The organism is Novosphingobium sp. MBES04 (assembly GCF_000813185.1).
GTDB classification, from domain to species: domain Bacteria; phylum Pseudomonadota; class Alphaproteobacteria; order Sphingomonadales; family Sphingomonadaceae; genus Novosphingobium; species Novosphingobium decolorationis.
The window spans coordinates 1,741,704-1,757,113 of sequence record NZ_DF850488.1; the positions used below are offsets into that span (position 1 = coordinate 1,741,704).

The 15,410-nt window shown below is 67.2% G+C and carries 16 protein-coding genes; 5 read left to right on the forward strand and 11 right to left on the reverse strand.

The genetic code is table 11. The annotated features are described in order from the left end of the window. Nucleotides 1–55: 55 nt before the first annotated feature. Nucleotides 56–988: a hypothetical protein gene (locus tag MBENS4_RS07535; RefSeq protein ID WP_039389814.1), complete on the forward strand. Its 933-nt coding sequence runs from the start codon at nt 56–58 to the stop codon at nt 986–988. A 147-nt stretch (nt 989–1,135) separates the two neighbouring features. Here MBENS4_RS07535 and MBENS4_RS07540 read toward each other — a convergent pair whose 3' ends face one another. From MBENS4_RS07540 to MBENS4_RS07585, 10 genes are read right to left on the reverse strand one after another with little or no spacing between them, the layout of a single operon-like run. Continuing rightward, a complete protein-coding gene (locus MBENS4_RS07540; RefSeq protein WP_039389816.1) occupies nt 1,136–1,495 on the reverse strand; it encodes a HesB/IscA family protein in 360 nt (119 codons plus the stop codon). Continuing rightward, on the reverse strand, nt 1,492–2,013 hold the full coding sequence (locus MBENS4_RS07545; protein ID WP_052322090.1) for a GNAT family N-acetyltransferase: 522 nt from the start codon (nt 2,011–2,013) through the stop codon (nt 1,492–1,494). Before MBENS4_RS07545 ends, MBENS4_RS07540 begins: the two co-directional genes overlap by 4 nt. Then, on the reverse strand, nt 2,010–2,498 hold the full coding sequence (locus tag MBENS4_RS07550; protein WP_039389818.1) for an SUF system Fe-S cluster assembly protein: 489 nt from the start codon (nt 2,496–2,498) through the stop codon (nt 2,010–2,012). Before MBENS4_RS07550 ends, MBENS4_RS07545 begins: the two co-directional genes overlap by 4 nt. Beyond that, nucleotides 2,495–3,709: an aminotransferase class V-fold PLP-dependent enzyme gene (locus MBENS4_RS07555; RefSeq protein ID WP_039389819.1), complete on the reverse strand. Its 1,215-nt coding sequence runs from the start codon at nt 3,707–3,709 to the stop codon at nt 2,495–2,497. Before MBENS4_RS07555 ends, MBENS4_RS07550 begins: the two co-directional genes overlap by 4 nt. Continuing rightward, nucleotides 3,706–4,446: a SufD family Fe-S cluster assembly protein gene (locus MBENS4_RS07560; protein ID WP_039389821.1), complete on the reverse strand. Its 741-nt coding sequence runs from the start codon at nt 4,444–4,446 to the stop codon at nt 3,706–3,708. Before MBENS4_RS07560 ends, MBENS4_RS07555 begins: the two co-directional genes overlap by 4 nt. Then, nucleotides 4,443–5,198 carry a Fe-S cluster assembly ATPase SufC gene (gene sufC, locus MBENS4_RS07565; protein WP_039389823.1) on the reverse strand — a complete coding sequence of 252 codons (756 nt, stop codon included), beginning with the start codon at nt 5,196–5,198 and terminating at the stop codon, nt 4,443–4,445. Before sufC ends, MBENS4_RS07560 begins: the two co-directional genes overlap by 4 nt. A gap of 51 nt (nt 5,199–5,249) precedes the next feature. After that, nucleotides 5,250–5,633 (reverse strand): hypothetical protein, encoded by a 384-nt coding sequence (locus MBENS4_RS07570; protein ID WP_039389825.1) that lies wholly within the window; start codon nt 5,631–5,633, stop codon nt 5,250–5,252. Beyond that, a complete protein-coding gene (locus MBENS4_RS07575) occupies nt 5,630–6,115 on the reverse strand; it encodes an endonuclease domain-containing protein (protein WP_039389827.1) in 486 nt (161 codons plus the stop codon). The genes MBENS4_RS07570 and MBENS4_RS07575 overlap by 4 nt, the downstream gene beginning before the upstream one ends. Next, complete coding sequence (gene sufB / locus MBENS4_RS07580) at nt 6,115–7,617, reverse strand: Fe-S cluster assembly protein SufB (protein ID WP_039389829.1); 1,503 nt, start codon at nt 7,615–7,617, stop codon at nt 6,115–6,117. Before sufB ends, MBENS4_RS07575 begins: the two co-directional genes overlap by 1 nt. Next, entirely contained in the window at nt 7,618–8,025 is a 408-nt protein-coding gene (locus tag MBENS4_RS07585; RefSeq protein WP_039389832.1) for an SUF system Fe-S cluster assembly regulator, read from the reverse strand. Between the two features lie 363 nt (nt 8,026–8,388). On the opposite strand from MBENS4_RS07585, the gene MBENS4_RS07590 reads away from it, so the two are divergent. From MBENS4_RS07590 to MBENS4_RS07605, 4 genes are all read left to right on the forward strand, one after another. Then, nucleotides 8,389–9,444 (forward strand): quinone-dependent dihydroorotate dehydrogenase, encoded by a 1,056-nt coding sequence (locus MBENS4_RS07590; protein ID WP_039389834.1) that lies wholly within the window; start codon nt 8,389–8,391, stop codon nt 9,442–9,444. A gap of 11 nt (nt 9,445–9,455) precedes the next feature. Then, nucleotides 9,456–11,267, forward strand: coding sequence for a gamma-glutamyltransferase (ggt, locus tag MBENS4_RS07595; protein WP_084592001.1), 1,812 nt, complete (start codon nt 9,456–9,458; stop codon nt 11,265–11,267). A 315-nt stretch (nt 11,268–11,582) separates the two neighbouring features. After that, nucleotides 11,583–13,388: an AMP-dependent synthetase/ligase gene (locus MBENS4_RS07600; protein WP_039389836.1), complete on the forward strand. Its 1,806-nt coding sequence runs from the start codon at nt 11,583–11,585 to the stop codon at nt 13,386–13,388. Nucleotides 13,389–13,435: 47 nt separating this feature from the next. Beyond that, nucleotides 13,436–14,542 (forward strand): transporter substrate-binding domain-containing protein, encoded by a 1,107-nt coding sequence (locus MBENS4_RS07605; RefSeq protein WP_039389838.1) that lies wholly within the window; start codon nt 13,436–13,438, stop codon nt 14,540–14,542. Between the two features lie 89 nt (nt 14,543–14,631). Here MBENS4_RS07605 and MBENS4_RS07610 read toward each other — a convergent pair whose 3' ends face one another. Further along, entirely contained in the window at nt 14,632–15,366 is a 735-nt protein-coding gene (locus tag MBENS4_RS07610; RefSeq protein ID WP_052322091.1) for a class I SAM-dependent methyltransferase, read from the reverse strand. Between the last annotated feature and the right edge of the window lie 44 nt (nt 15,367–15,410).

The window sequence follows — 15,410 nt, forward strand, 5'->3', positions numbered from 1 at the left end:
AGGGCTATTCGGCCTAGTCTCGCGCCTGCAACCAGGGCGGGGACCAGCACGACCGATGACCATGCATTTCAGCGCCATTGCCGAGAAGGCTCTCGCCGACGGGACGATCTGCGCCAAGGACGTTCTCGAGCTGCGCCGCACCGGCTGGGCGGACGGCACCATCACCGCCGAAGAGGCCGCGACGATCTTCGCGGTCAACCGCCGCCTTGCCACGCCCGAGCCCGAGTGGGCCGAATTCTTCCGCGAGGCCATCACCCACTTCATCGTCGAGATCGAGGAACCGCGCAGCTACGTGAGCGAGGCCAATGCCCGCTGGCTGATCGACCAGATCGAGGCCGACGGCGCGGTCTGCTCGCTGACCGAACTGGAAACGTTGATCCGCGTGTTCGAGACCGCGCTCTCCACGCCCGAGACCCTGCGGGTCTGGGCCATCGAGTGCCTGGAACGCGAAGTGCTGACCGGCCAGGGCCCGACGCGCTGCTGGGGCGAGCTGGAAAAGGGCCGGGTCACGCAGGCCGAAGCCGCGCTGCTGCGCCGCGTGCTCTTTTCCAGCGGATCGGACCGCCCCGCCGGGATCGGCCGGCGCGAAGCCGAACTGCTGTTTCGCCTGAAGGACGAGACGCTCAGCGCCGACAATGCGCCCGAATGGAAGGCGCTGTTCGTGCAAGGGGTGGGCAACTACCTGCAGGGCTTTACCAGCCACACCCCGCTCGACGCCGAACGCGCGGCCGAGCTCGAGCGGTTCATGAACGATACGAGTTCATCGGTCGGGCGGTTCCTGGGCCGGACCGGGCGCGCGGCGCTCAATCCCAACCATCTCGGCAAGGTCTTCGGCAAGAAGCCCCCGCGCCGTGAATTCAATGCACTGGTGGAAGCCGCCACCGACATCACCCGCGACGAGCAGATCTGGCTCGACGAGCGGATCGAGGCCAACGGCATGGTCGACGAGTACGACCAGGCCCTGCTGCGGTTTCTCGCGGAGGGGTAAATAGAAAGAAAGGCATATCCGAGGGCCATCGCCCTCGGGCTCCCCGAACGGTCGACCTCACCTTGCGCGCGCCACGTTGGCTGAGAAAGGTGAGGTAGCCGATTTCGGGGTCAAGGGGCGATGGCCCCTTGGAAAAGGCCGTTCTTCTTAAACGGTAAAGCTCTCACCGCAGCCGCAGGCGCCCTTGGCGTTGGGATTGTTGAACACGAAGCCGGCGGTGAAGTCGTCTTCCTGCCAGTCCATGGTCGAACCGATCAGGTAGAGCACTGAGGCGGCATCGATGTAGAACACGCCGCCGGGCGTCTCGATCTTCTCGTCCATGGGGCTTTCCTCGGTCACATAGTCGACCGAATAGGCCAGCCCCGAGCAGCCCCGGCGCGGAGTCGAGAGCTTGACGCCGATCGCGCCGTCGGGAGCCTGGGCCATGAGCTTGGCAACCCGCTCCTCGGCGCTCGGGGTCAGCACGACGGCGGCCGGACGCGGGCGGGAGGTTGTCGTGGTGGTCATAGCTTCTTTTCCCAGAATTGAGCGGTTCCCGCATCGGGATCGAGCGCATAGGTGGCAAACCCCTGCGCGGTGTAGAGCGCCTTGGCGGGCGCGTTGCCCGAGAGCACTTCGAGCGTGACCTTGCAGGCCCCGCGCGTGCGGGCCTCGGCCTCGACCGCATGCATCAGCGCGCGGCCGATACCCTTGCCGCGATGACCTGAGAGTACCACAAGGTCATGGATATTGACCAGCGGGCGCGCGGCGAAGGTCGAAAAGCCGGTGAAGCAGTTAGCGAGCCCAACCGGCTCGGCGCCAGCGAAAGCGAGGACCGAGAAGGCCCCCGGGAAGGCGTCGAGCGCAATGGCGAGCCGGTCCTGCACCGCCGGGGCGAGGCCCTCGCCGCCGCCCATCGGATCGCGCGCATAGGCATCGAGCAGCGCGACGATGGCCTTGCCGTCCGCCTCGTAGCCATAGTTGGCGAGGCGCACGTTGAGGCCATCGACGTGGCCCTGCTCGGCAAGGTCCGTCGCTTCGCTCACAGCATGCCCAGTTCGAGCTTCGCCTCGTCGGACATCTTGGCCATGTCCCACGGCGGATCCCAAACCAGGTTCACTTCGGCATCGCGCACGCCCGGAACCGCGGCAACGCGCAGTTCCACTTCGCCCGGCATCGATTCGGCGACCGGGCAGTGCGGCGTCGTCAGGGTCATGGTGACGGCAACCGAGGCCTCGGGCGAGACATCGACCGCGTAGATGAGGCCGAGGTCGTAGATGTTGACCGGAATCTCGGGGTCGAAGATTTCCTTCAGGGCATCGACCACGCCGTCGTAGATCGCGCCGCCCGGCTCACCCGGATTGGTCGCTTGCGGCTTCTCGGCCAGGAACCCTTCGAGGTAGTCGCGCTTGCGCTCACCCGCGTCCGCTTCGACCTGCGGCGCGTCGGCGTCGTCCACCCGCGCGCGGCGGGGGGCGGGGGCTTCATCGACACTTTCGACGGTGAAGTTGGGCTTCTCGTCGTTGCTCATCCAAAAATTCTCCTGGTGCGCTCGATCCCTTTCAGGAGCGCCTCGATATCGCTTTCATCGCTGTAGAGGCCGAAGCTGGCCCGGGCCGTGGCGGACACCCCGAGGTGGTCCATCAGCGGCTGCGCGCAGTGGTGCCCGGCGCGGATCGCGACCCGGCTGCCATCTGCACCTTCCTCGTCCAATATGGTGCCCAGATCGTGCGGGTGAACCCCGTCGAGCGCAAAACTGACGATGCCAAGGCCATCCTCGGGCCCGAACAGGGTCACATCATTGCGCGCGGACAGTTCGCGGCGCAGCGTGGCGGTAAGGTCCCGCTCGTGCGCCTGGGCCCGGTCAAGGCCAACCTCGTCGAGCCAGTCGATGGCCGCAGCCATGCCCAGCGCCTCGACGATCATCGGCGTCCCCGCCTCGAAGCGCTGCGGCGCCGGGGCGTAAGTGGTCTTTTCAAAGGTCACGCGGTCGATCATCGCCCCGCCGCCGTGCCAGGGCGGCATCGCATCGAGAATCTCCTTCTTCGCCCAGAGCACGCCCACGCCGGTCGGTCCGTAGAGCTTGTGCGCCGAGAAGGCGTAGAAATCGCAGTCCAGCGCCTTCATGTCGAGCGCAAGGCGCGGGGTGGCCTGGCAACCGTCAACCAGGAGCTTCGCGCCGACATCGTGCGCGAGCCGGGCGGCACGCGCCACGTCGAGCACCGAGCCCAGCACGTTCGAGACATGCGCCAGCGCCACCAGCTTGTGCGCCGGGGTCAGCATCGCCTGCGCCGCATCGAGATCGATCCGGCCATCCTCCGTCAGCGGGCAGACATCGATGGCAACGCCGGTACGTTCCGCCAGGAGCTGCCAGGGCACGATGTTCGCGTGGTGCTCGAGCACGGAAAGCAGGATGCGGTCGCCCGCCTTCAGGTTCGTCAGGCCCCAGGTCTGCGCGACAAGGTTGATCGCCTCGGTCGCGCCGCGGGTGAAGACGATCTCGTCCTCTTGCGCTCCGATGAACTTGGCGGTCGTGCGCCGCGCCGCCTCGAAGGCCAGCGTCATTTCGGCCGAGCGCGCGTAGACGCCCCGGTGCACGGTCGCGTAGTCCCGGCCCAGCGCGTTCACGGTGGCATCGATCACGACTTGCGGCTTCTGCGCGGTCGCCGCGGTGTCGAGGTAGTGCCAGTTGCCCGCAAGGCCCGGGAACTGGTCTTTCAAGGTCAGCGTCGCGGTGCTCATCCCAGGATGGCCTCCAGCCGGGCCTGCGCGGCTGCGTTGAGTTCGTCGCTCTCGGGCGCGCCCGCGAAGGCCTCGGCGATGAAGGCCTGGAGCATCAGGCGCTTGGCGTCCGCCGGGGGAAGCCCGCGCGACATGAGGTAAAAGAGCCCATCCGCATCGAGCTCACCCACCGCGCAGCCGTGCGCGGCCTTCACGTCGTCGGCAAAGATCTCGAGCTCGGGCTTGGCGTTGGCCGTCGCCGTGCGATCAAGCAGCATGGCGCGCACCGACTGCTCGGCATCGGTGCCGTCCGCGCCGCGTTCCACGCCGATGCAGCCCAGGTACGTACCGACCGCCTTTTCAGCCAGAACGGTGCGCACGATCTGCGCCGAGGTCGCGTTCTCCTCGGCGTGCACCACCTTGGTCACGATCTCGAGATTTTCCGAACCCGTCGCCAGCTGCGCGGCACCAAAGGTGAAGTCCGCGCCTTCGCCCAAGCGCACGTCGAGCGCAAAGCGGCCATAGACAGGGCCCGCCGAGAGGACGCGCAGGTCATACTTCGCGCCCTTTTCCAGGGTGATGACCAGATGGCGCGCGACGGCCGCTTCGCCGTCGAGGACCACCTGCAGGCTTTCCTCGGTGCCTGCGGCGACGTGGATCTCCTCGGGCGCGATCGGCCAGAGCGTTTCGAGCGCCGCGAGATCGGAATACCGGTAGTCCTCGTCCCGGCGCGTCGGAAGAGTCAGGGTATCGCTCATGCCGCCGTCTCGTGCACCACGGCTTCGTAACCCTCGTCCTCGAGACGCAGGGCCAGCTCGGGACCGCCCGACTTGACGATGCGGCCCGCCGAGAGAATGTGGACATAGTCCGGCTTCACGTAGTCGAGCAGGCGCTGGTAGTGGGTGATGAGAAGGACGGCCTTGTCCTTCTGGCGCATGATCGCGTTGATGCCCTCGCCGCAGATGCGCAGCGCGTCGATGTCGAGGCCGGAATCGGTCTCGTCCAGGATTGCCAGCTTGGGGTCGAGGACGCCCATCTGCACCATCTCGGCGCGCTTCTTCTCACCGCCCGAGAAGCCCACGTTCACGGGGCGCTTGAGCATGTCCATGTCCATCTTGAGAAGGCCGGCCTTCTCCTTGGCAAGCTTGAGGAACTCGCCGCCCGAATAGGGTTCCTCACCGCGGCCCTTGCGCTGGGCGTTGGCCGCCTCGCGCAGGAACTGGACGAAGGAGACGCCGGGGATCTCGACCGGGTACTGGAAGCCGAGGAAGAGCCCGGCGGCCGCGCGCTCGTGCGGCTCCAGCTCGAGCAGATCCTCGCCGTTGAAGGTCGCCGAGCCGCCGGTCACTTCGTACCCGGGACGGCCGCCCAGGGTGTAGCCCAGCGTCGACTTGCCCGCGCCGTTGGGGCCCATGATGGCGTGGATCTCGCCCGGGTTGATCTCGAGGCTGAGCCCCTTGAGGATCGGCTTGTCGGCCACCTTGGCCTGGAGGTTTTCAATCTTGAGCATGGCGTTGTTCAGTTCCGCTTGGATTCGTGTGGCGCTGGGGTGCAGGAGGGCTCAGCCCTTGGGGCACCGAAAGCGCTGGAATGTGAATTTCTCGTTGGTCGTCGTCAGCGTGCCGCCGTCGCCCGACAGCTCGTAGCGATCGCTCGAGGTCCAGGTCTCACCCTCGCCGTCAAACGTCGCGGTGATGACGATGGCGCGTGGCCCCACCTCTTCCACCTTGGTCACGGCGCCCGTCGCTTCCCATCCCCTGAGCGCGGTGGCGGTCAGGGTCAGGGTCGCATCGCTGGGGAGGGCACAGAAACGGCGCTCCTCTTCCCAGTGGCCCCGGAAGGCTTCGGGGATCACAGGCCCGGCGGCCTGGGCGGTGCCGGACACCGTCCCCGCCGCAAGTGCGCCCAGGAGCGGCAGGAGAAAGGCGCTTGCGCGCCGCCTCATGCCTCGGTGTCCTCCATCTGGACACCGGCTCCACCACGGCGCGCGGCGCGCTTGTCGAAGGGCCGGTTGACCTCGACGCTGATCGCCTGGACCACGCCGTCGGTGTCCGAGAGCACTTCGCTCTCGGCAAAGCGCAGCACGCGCACGCCGACCTGGCGCAGCTTGGCATCCTGCAGCGTGGCGACCTCGGCGTTGGCGCCTTCGGGGCTCAGCAGCACCGCGATCCAGCGCGAGGGGCAGGCAAAATCGACGATCGCCGAGCCGACGATCGCCTGGCGCAGGAACTTGACCCCGCCCAGCTTCGAACCCGACAGTTCGGCCCAGAGCGCGGCCTGCGCCTCGCTGGGATGGTGGCGCTGTTCGCGCGCACGTTCCTTGAGCTTTTCATAGCGTGCCCCCGTCAGCGCGAACGTCGCGCGCACGTCGCTGCCGCCACTGGTGCCGCCCTGGCTCACGCCCAAAGTCTTGCGTTCCACGGTCATTATCCGACACTCCCTTCGAGCGAAATGCCGAGCAGCTTCTGCGCCTCGACCGCAAATTCCATCGGCAGTTGCTGGAGAACTTCCTTCGCAAAGCCATTGACGATGAGGCCGACCGCCTCCTCGGTATCGAGCCCGCGCTGCTGCGCGTAGAAGAGCTGGTCGTCGCTGATCTTGGAGGTGGTGGCCTCGTGCTCGATCTGCGCGGTGGGGTTCTTCACCTCGATGTAGGGGACGGTGTGCGCGCCGCAGTCCTTGCCCAGCAGCAGCGAATCGCACTGGGTGAAGTTGCGCACGTTCTCCGCCGAAGCGCCCACGCGCACGAGGCCGCGATAGGTGTTGTTCGAGCGGCCCGCCGAAATGCCCTTGGAGATGATCGTCGAGCGCGAGCCTGCGCCGTTGTGGATCATCTTGGTGCCGGTGTCGGCCTGCTGGTAGTTGTTTGTGACCGCGACCGAGTAGAACTCACCGACCGAGTCCTTGCCGTTGAGCACGCACGAGGGGTACTTCCAGGTGACCGCGGAGCCGGTCTCGACCTGGGTCCAGGACACCTTCGAACGATCACCCTGGCACAGCGCGCGCTTGGTCACGAAGTTGTAGATGCCGCCCTTGCCCTCGGCGTTGCCGGGGTACCAGTTCTGCACCGTGGAGTACTTGATCTCCGCATCCTCCAGCGCGACCAGTTCCACCACCGCCGCGTGCAGCTGGTTCTCGTCGCGCTGGGGCGCGGTGCAGCCCTCGAGGTACGAGACATAGGCGCCCTTGTCGGCGACGATCAGCGTGCGCTCGAACTGGCCGGTGTTCTCCGCGTTGATGCGGAAATAGGTGGACAGCTCCATGGGGCAGCGCACGCCCTCGGGAACGTAGACGAAGGTGCCGTCCGAGAAGACCGCGCAGTTGAGCGTGGCGAAGTAGTTGTCATGCTGGGGCACGACCTTGCCGAGCCACTTCTTGACGAGCTCGGGGTACTCGCGGATCGCCTCGGAGATCGAACGGAAGATCACGCCCGCGCTTTCCAGCTCCTTGCGGAAGGTGGTGGCGACCGAAACCGAATCGAAGACCGCATCGACCGCGACCTTGCGCGCGCCCTCGACCCCGGCGAGCACCTTCTGCTCTTCCAGCGGAATGCCCAGCTTCTCATAGACGCGCAGGATCTCGGGATCGACCTCGTCGAGCGACTTGGGGCCGTCCTTGGCCTTGGGCGCGGCCCAGTAATAGGCCTCCTGGTAATCGATCGGCGGCACGTCGAGCTTGGCCCAGTCGGGCGGGGTCATTTCAAGCCAGCGACGGTAGGCCTTGAGACGCCACTCGAGCATCCACTCGGGCTCGTCCTTCTTGGCCGAGATGTACCGCACGGTCTCTTCGGACAGGCCCTTGGGGCCGTATTCCTGCTCGATGTCCGAGGACCAGCCGTGCTCGTAGTCGGCGACGCGCGCGGCGGCCTCGCGGGCGGCCTGGTCGCGCTCGGGAGCCTCCGGCGTGAGAGGGGCGGAACCTTGTGTCATTTATGCTTCCTCGACGAACTGGGTGAGGGGCACCTGTGCCAATGCCCCGCGCAGGGCCGCATTGACCTGCGGCCAGTGGGGGCGAACCGTGCATTGCCCCTCCAGCGTGCAGTCATGCTTGCCCTCTTCGATGCAGGCGGTGAGCGCGATCGGCCCCTCCACCGCTTCGACAATGTCGGCTATCGTTATTGCGGCGGGCGGGCGCGCCAGCTTGAGACCGCCACCGGCCCCGCGCGAGGAGCGCATGAGCCCCGCCGCGCTGAGCTTGCTCACCAGTTTCTGCACCGTGGGTCCGGGAAGGCCGGTTTCCTCGGCCAGTTGCCCCGCGCTGATGCGCACGCCGCCGCAATGCCGCGCGGCGGCGGACATGATGACAACAGCGTAGTCGGCCATGCTGGACAAGCGCATCGCTAAAGGACTTCTCGCACCCGAGGGTTAAACTGGATTAAATCTCTCCAATTCAACTAGCGCAGGACGCCGCGGTTTTCAATGGGGCGCAGACCGTCGCACGCGCCGCCTGGATGCAAAATGCGCACACAAGGTCATAAAAAAGGGCGGCTTTCCGCCGATGCAGAAAGCCGCCTCAAGGTATAAAGAACTCGTGCGCATCCCGCTACGAGCCCTTCGGGTCGCGCATCCCATGTAGGCTGAGGCGCCGTTCAGGAATTGTAGATTTGCGACATGGTGCTGCGGGAGGGTGCGGGCTAAGAACGCTTTTTTGCTGACAATTGTTGTTAGACGAAAGATTTGTGGCCTTCGCGCAACGCGGCTATGAGCGCGGCTGTGACCTACAAAGCCCTTCGCCCCGCCCTTTTTCGATTCGACGCCGAATCGGCACATGGCATCGCGCTGCGCACGCTCGCGATGGCCCGCTTCCTGCCCGCCCCTGCGCCCCATCCGGCACTGGCGAGCGAAGTGGCCGGCATTGCCTTTCCCAATCCGGTCGGCATGGCCGCCGGGTTCGACAAGGACGGCGAGGTGCCCGACGCGCTCCTGAAGCTGGGCTTCGGATTTGCCGAGGTCGGCTCGATCACGCCCCTGCCCCAGCCGGGCAATCCCAAGCCGCGCCTCTTCCGCCTCGAAGAGGACCGCGCGGTGATCAACCGCATGGGCTTCAACAATGGCGGTGGCCAGGCGGCCCGCAAGCGCCTTTCGGCCCGCGCCGCGCGCCCGGGCGTGGTGGGGATCAACATCGGCGCCAACAAGGATTCGACCGACCGCGTCGCCGACTACGCGACCATGGCGCGCATGATGGCACCTTACGCCACCTACCTTGCGGTCAACATCTCCAGCCCGAACACGCCGGGCCTGCGCGCGTTGCAGGACGAATCGGCGCTGACCGGCCTGCTCGACGGCGTCATCGCCGCGCGTGACGAGGTCTGCCCGGTGAAGGCCCCGCCCGTCTTCCTCAAGGTCGCCCCCGATCTCGAGCCCGCCGACATCGACGCGATCGCGCGCATCGCCATCGAGCGCAAACTGGGCGCGCTGATCGTTTCGAACACCACCATCTCGCGCCCTCCGCTGGCCTCTGCGCACGCGGGCGAGGGTGGCGGCCTGTCGGGCGCACCGCTCAAGGACCTGGCCCAGCAGCGCCTGCGGGATTTCCGCAGGGCGACCGGCGGCGCGCTGCCGCTGATCGGCGTGGGCGGCATCGCCACCGCCGAGGATGCCTGGGCCCGCATCCGCGCGGGCGCCAGCCTCGTCCAGCTCTACAGCGCGATGGTCTACGAAGGCCCCTATATCGCCAAGCACATCTGCAAGGGGCTGGAAACGCTGATGAAGCGCGATGGCTTCACCACCATTGCCGAGGCGGTCGGAAGCGAATAGCCTCCCGCGCAATGCTTCGAAATTCCCTCGCCGTCCTGCGCACGCCCTTCGCCCTTTCCGCCTCGCTTGCCCTTCTTGTGGGCACCGCAGGCTGCACCGCCACCGCGCCTGCCGAGATGCAGACACCGCCCCCTGCCGCGCAGAACCGCGACGGTACCGGGATCGGCGTGGTCAGCGCGGCCGACCCGCGCGCGGCCGCCGCGGGCGTCGAGATCCTCAACCGCGGCGGCAGCGCGACCGATGCCGCCATCGCGACGATGCTTGCATTGAACGTGGTCGAACCGCAGAATTCCGGGATTGGCGGCGGCCTGTTCTGGGTCCGCCACGGCGCGGCCGACGGTTCGATCGCCGCCATCGACGGGCGCGAGACCGCGCCGGGTGCCGCCGACGAAAGCTGGTTCCTCGATGCCAAGGGCGAACGCCGCCCGGGCCGCGAGATCTACCAGGGTGCGCTCAGTTCGGGCGTGCCCGGTGCGCTCGCCGCCATGGCCAAGGCCCACGCGCAGTGGGGCACGCTGCCCTGGGCCGATCTCTTCGCGCCGGCCATCGCGCTCGCCCGCGACGGGTTCGTGGTGACCGACCGCCTCCACAACGGCCTCAATCTCTACAGCCGCCACGTGACCGGCTGGGCCAAGGAGACCTATTTTCCGGGCGGTGAGGCCGTCGCCATCGGCTCGACGCTCAAGACTCCGGCCCTGGCCGAGACGCTCGAACGCCTCGCCGCCGAAGGGCCCGAGCCCTTCTACAAGGGCGATATCGCGCAGAGCATCGTCCACGCGCTCAACAGCGCCGAGCCCGTCTCCTCGCCGATCACCACTGCCGACCTCGCCGGATACGAGGCGAAGGAACGCCCCTCGGTCTGCGACGATTACCGGGGCTACAAGGTCTGCTCGATGGGCCCGCCCTCTTCGGGGGGCCTGACCGTGCTGATGATCTTGAAGCAGCTCGAACGCTTCGACATGAAGGCGCTGGGCAAGGACAACCCGGTCTCCTGGCACCTCCTCGCCGAATCCGAGCGCCTCGCCTACGCCGACCGCAACCTCTACATGGCCGACCCCGACTTCGTGGGTGTCCCGGTCAAGGGCCTGCTCGACCCCGCCTACCTCGCCCGCCGTTCGGCCCGGATCGATCCGGCGCGCACGATGCAGGTGATCGAGCCCGGCACGCCCGAGGGTGCGCCCGCGCGCCAGCGCGTCCCCTTCCGCGACGATCCGGGCACGAGCGACCTTGCCGTCGTCGACAAGCAGGGCAACGTTGCGCAGGTCACCACCACCATCAACGGCTACTTCGGATCGGGCATCGCCGCCTCGGGCTTTCTCCTCAACAACGAGCTGCCCGATTTCGACCCGGTGCCGAGCCAGGACGGCTATCTCGTCGCCAACCGGGTGGAGGGTGGCAAGCGGCCGCGCAGCTCGATGTCACCCACCATCGTCTATGCTCCCGACGGCTCGGTGCGCCTGGCCATCGGGGCCGCGGGCGGCTCCACCATCATCTGCCAGATCGCCAAAGCCATCATCGGCGTGATCGACTGGGACATGTCCGCGCAGGACGCCATCGCAATGGGCCTCATCTACGCGCCCGGCTCAAAGACCGCGACGCTCGAAGAGGGCACCGAGCTTGAAGCCATGCTCCCCGCGCTCCAGGCGCTGGGCGAGAACGTCAAGATCGCGCCGCTGGGCCTCAAGGCCAACGCGGTCGAGAAGGTCAATGGCCAGTGGCTGGGCGCGGCCGATCCGCGCAGCGAAGGCGTGGGCATGGATACGCTGGGCAACGTCACGATCATCAAGCGCCGCAAGAACAGCCTCAACGGCGCGCACGAGTAGGAAGAGACATGATTCAAGGGGCCATCGCCCCTTGACCCCCAAATGGGCGACCTCACCTCCCACTGCAAAGGCCGCGCGCGTAAGGTGAGGCCTACAGTTTGTGGAGCCCGAGGGCGATGGCCCTCGGAAATTCGTCTTCTACCCCCTCCAAGCGACAGCCCGTGTCCGCCTTGCGACCTTTCTGACAATCCCCCTGCCCGCTTGCCGCAACCGATTGCGCGGCCTAAGCGTTTGATCCGAGAAGCACGCCTGGCACAGTCTACGTGCGCGGGCCCGGTACAAGCCCGGTACAAGGCAGAGAGGATTTCCGAGCCCATGGATCTTGTCGAATTCGACAGGTGCGCCAACGTCGTATCGCTGTTCCTGGCCCGCGCCGATGCGCTGGGCGAGGCGCCCATGCTCTGGGCCAAGCGCGAGGGTGAATGGACCTCGATCAGCTGGGCCGAGGCCGCGCGGCGAGTCTGCCTCCTCGCCGAGGGCCTGCGCGCGCGGGGCCTGCGCGACGGCGAGCGCGTATTGATCGTCTCGGAGAACCGGCCCGAGTGGTGCCTCGCCGACCTGGCGATCATGGCCGCGGGCTGCGTGACGGTGCCCACCTACACCACCAACACCACCCGCGATCATACGCATATCCTTGAAAATTCGGGCGCCTGCGCAGCCATCGTGTCGAGCGCGAAGCTGGCAAAGCCGCTGCTTCCCGCCATCGTCCAGACCGACCTGTGCCGCCATGTCGTGGGCATGGAGGCGCTCCCCAGCCTGCAGGGCGGCAACTTCGCGACTTCCTTGTGGGACGACATGCTGACGGGCGATGCGCAGGCCGCGCGCGCGGCGGTGGAGGCGCGCCTTGTCTCCATCGGGCGCGACAGCCTCGCCTGCATCATCTACACCAGCGGCACGGGCGGCGCGCCGCGCGGGGTGCGCCAGCACCACGGCATGCTGCTCACCAACATCGCGGGCACCACGCAGGTCATCCTCGACGACTTCCACCTCGACCGTCCCGAGGTCTTCCTCTCCTTTCTGCCGCTGAGCCACGCCTACGAGCACACCGCGGGCGAGATCTTCCCGATCGGCCTCGGCGGCCAGATCTACTACGCCGAAGGGCTGGAAAAGCTCGCCGCCAACATCGAGGAGGTCGGCCCCACGATCATGGTCGTCGTGCCGCGCCTGTTCGAGGTTCTGCGCACCAAGATCATGAAGCAGATCGAGAAGCAGGGCGGCGCGGCCAAGTGGATGATGGACCAGGCCATCGCGGTCGCCATGCGCAAGGCCGCCGGCAAACGGCGCCTGACTGACTACCCGCTCGACGCGCTGCTCGAGCGTACGCTGCGCCCCAAGATCCGCGCCAAGTTCGGCGGGCGGATGAAGGCGCTCGTGTCGGGCGGCGCGCCGCTCAACCCCGAGATCGGCATCTTCTTCGAGGCGATGGGCCTCACGCTCCTGCAGGGCTACGGCCAGACCGAGAGCGGCCCCGTCATCTCGGTCAACCGGCCGCGCGCCGGGATCAAGATGGACACTGTCGGCCCGCCAATGCGCGGCGCCGAAGTGCAGATTGCCGAGGATGGCGAAATCCTCGTGCGCGGCGAGCTGGTCATGCACGGCTACTGGCAGAACGCGGCCGCGAGCGAGGCCGCGCTCCAGAACGGCTGGCTCCACACCGGCGACATCGGCCACATCGACGAGAAGGGCCGCATCTGCATCACCGACCGCAAGAAGGACATGATCGTCAACGACAAGGGCGACAACGTCTCGCCCCAGCGGATCGAATCGATGCTCACCCTCCAGAACGAGATCGCGCAGGCCATGGTCGCGGGCGACCGTCGTCCCTACGTCGTGGGCCTGATCGTACCCGATGCGGACTGGGCGCGCGAATGGGCGCAGGAGAACGGTGAGGAGGGCGATCTGGCCACCCTCCAGGCCCTGCCCGCCTTCCGCGCGGCCATTCGCGAGGCCATCGACCGGGTCAACCGCGAGATGTCGGTGATCGAGAAGGTCCGCCAGTTCGCCTTTGCCGACGAGCCCTTCGCGATCGAGAACGAGGAACTGACCCCCAGCCTCAAAATCCGCCGCCACAAGCTCAAGGAACGCTACGGCGCGCGTCTGGACGCCCTTTACCGCAGCTGACTGGATGGGCGCTCCCGGCCGCAGTCGCGGCCCATCACGGAGTGCCCATGCCCCGCCTGCCAGTGAAGACACCGCCTGCCCTGCTTTCCCTTCTCGCGGTCTTCCTGGCACTCGCCTCCTGCCTCTCGGCCCTTCCTGCCCGGGCGCAGGAGACCGGGCATAGCCTGACCGTCGCGACGCGCGTAGCCCCGCCCTTCGTGATGAAGGACGACGATGGCGCCTGGTCGGGCCTTGCCATCGACATGTGGCGCGAAATCGCCGAGCAGCGGGGCTACGAGTACACATTCGTCGAGAGCGACTTGGCCGGTAAGGTCGATGGGGTGGTCGACGGGCGCTATGACGCCAGCGTGGGCGCGCTCACGGTGACGGCCGCGCGCGAGGAGCAGGTCGACTTCACCCACCCCTTCTACGCCACCGGCTTCGGCATCGCCGTGCCCAAGGCGCCGCCCGCCTGGCTCTCGCTCCTGCGCAACTTCTTCACGCTCCAGTTCCTTCAGGCAATTCTGGCGCTGTGCGCGCTGCTGCTGCTGCTGCTGGGGCTCCTGTTCTGGCTGGTCGAGCGGCGCCACAACGCCGAGGAATTTGCGCCCGGCCCGCGCGGCCTGTTTGCCGGTTTCTGGTTCTCCGCGGTGACGATGACCACGGTGGGCTATGGCGACAAGGCGCCACGGACGGCGGCGGGCAAGGCCATCGCGCTGGTCTGGATGTTCGCGGCAATCCTGATCATTTCGACCTTCACCGGCATGATCGCCTCCTCACTGACGAGCGGGCGGCTGACCGGCGCGATCGGCGGGCCGGAGGACCTCGCCGTGGCCTCGGTCGGCTCGATCCGCGCGTCCGCAAGCGATGAATGGCTCTCCAGCGAGGGCATCGCCTTTACCGGCTATCCCGACATCGAGAGCGGCCTTGCGGCCCTGCGCGAGGGCCGGATCGAGGCTTTCGTCTACGACGAGCCGCTGCTGCGCTACCGCGTGCGCAACGACACCACGAATACCCTGCGCGTCCTTCCCGGCACGTTCGGGCGGCAGGACTATGCCATCGCCACCGGCCCCGACAGCGCCCTGCGCGAGCCTGTCGACATCTCCCTGCTCCAGATCGTCGAAGGGTCGAAATGGCGCAATGACCTCACCCGGGTGCTGGGCAAGGTGAAGTAGCGCGCGGCGGACGCCGGCCACGAAAAAGGGGCGCTCTCCCGGTTTGGAAGAGCGCCCCTTTTCGTTTGAAGCCCTGATGAGGCCCCGTCTTACTTTCGGCCCGAGGTCACGAACCAGGACAGGAAGACGCCCTTCGATTCCTCGCCGAACTTGCTCGCCGACATGTCCGGGCCCAGGACCGCATCCTGGAAACCGACCTTCACGTCCTCGAACCCGGCCGCCGTCATCAGCGCGCCGTAGTCGGCCGAGGTGGCTTCCTGCCAGGCGGGCTCGTTGTTGTAGTCGCGTTCCATGCCCGCGATCACCTGGCTCCACAGGTCGAGCGTCTCGTACTTGACGGGCACTTCGAGGTGAACCGCGATGCCGCCCTTGCGCAGCAGGCGGTGGCTTTCCGTGAGGATGTTCCGGATCGCCTCGGGCGAGGTCTCGTGCATGACCGCCGCGGTGAAGACGAGATCGAAGCTCTCATCGGCAAAGCGGGTCTTCTCGGCATCGTCCTGCACGAAGTGGATCGCCGCCCCCAGGTGCGCGGCGCGCGCGTGCGCGTAGCGCAGCACCGAGGCGCCGACGTCGACCGCGTAGGCCTCCGCCTTGGGGTAGGCTTCGGCGACGGGAATCACGCTCGAGCCCACGCCGCAGCCCAGTTCGACCAGCTTCTCGGGCTGGAAATCGGGGTAGCACGAGGCAAGGTGCGCCGCGACGGCCTTGCCGCGCCCGTCGTTGAGGAAACCGCCGTTGCGGCCCAGCATGTAGACCGCGCCGCCCCGGTCCATCAGCGCGCCTTGGCGCACGCCATCGGTGTCCGAACCGTAGCCGCCGGGCATGAGGTGGACGTGGGCGTCTTCCAGGTAATCGGGGACCTGGAAGT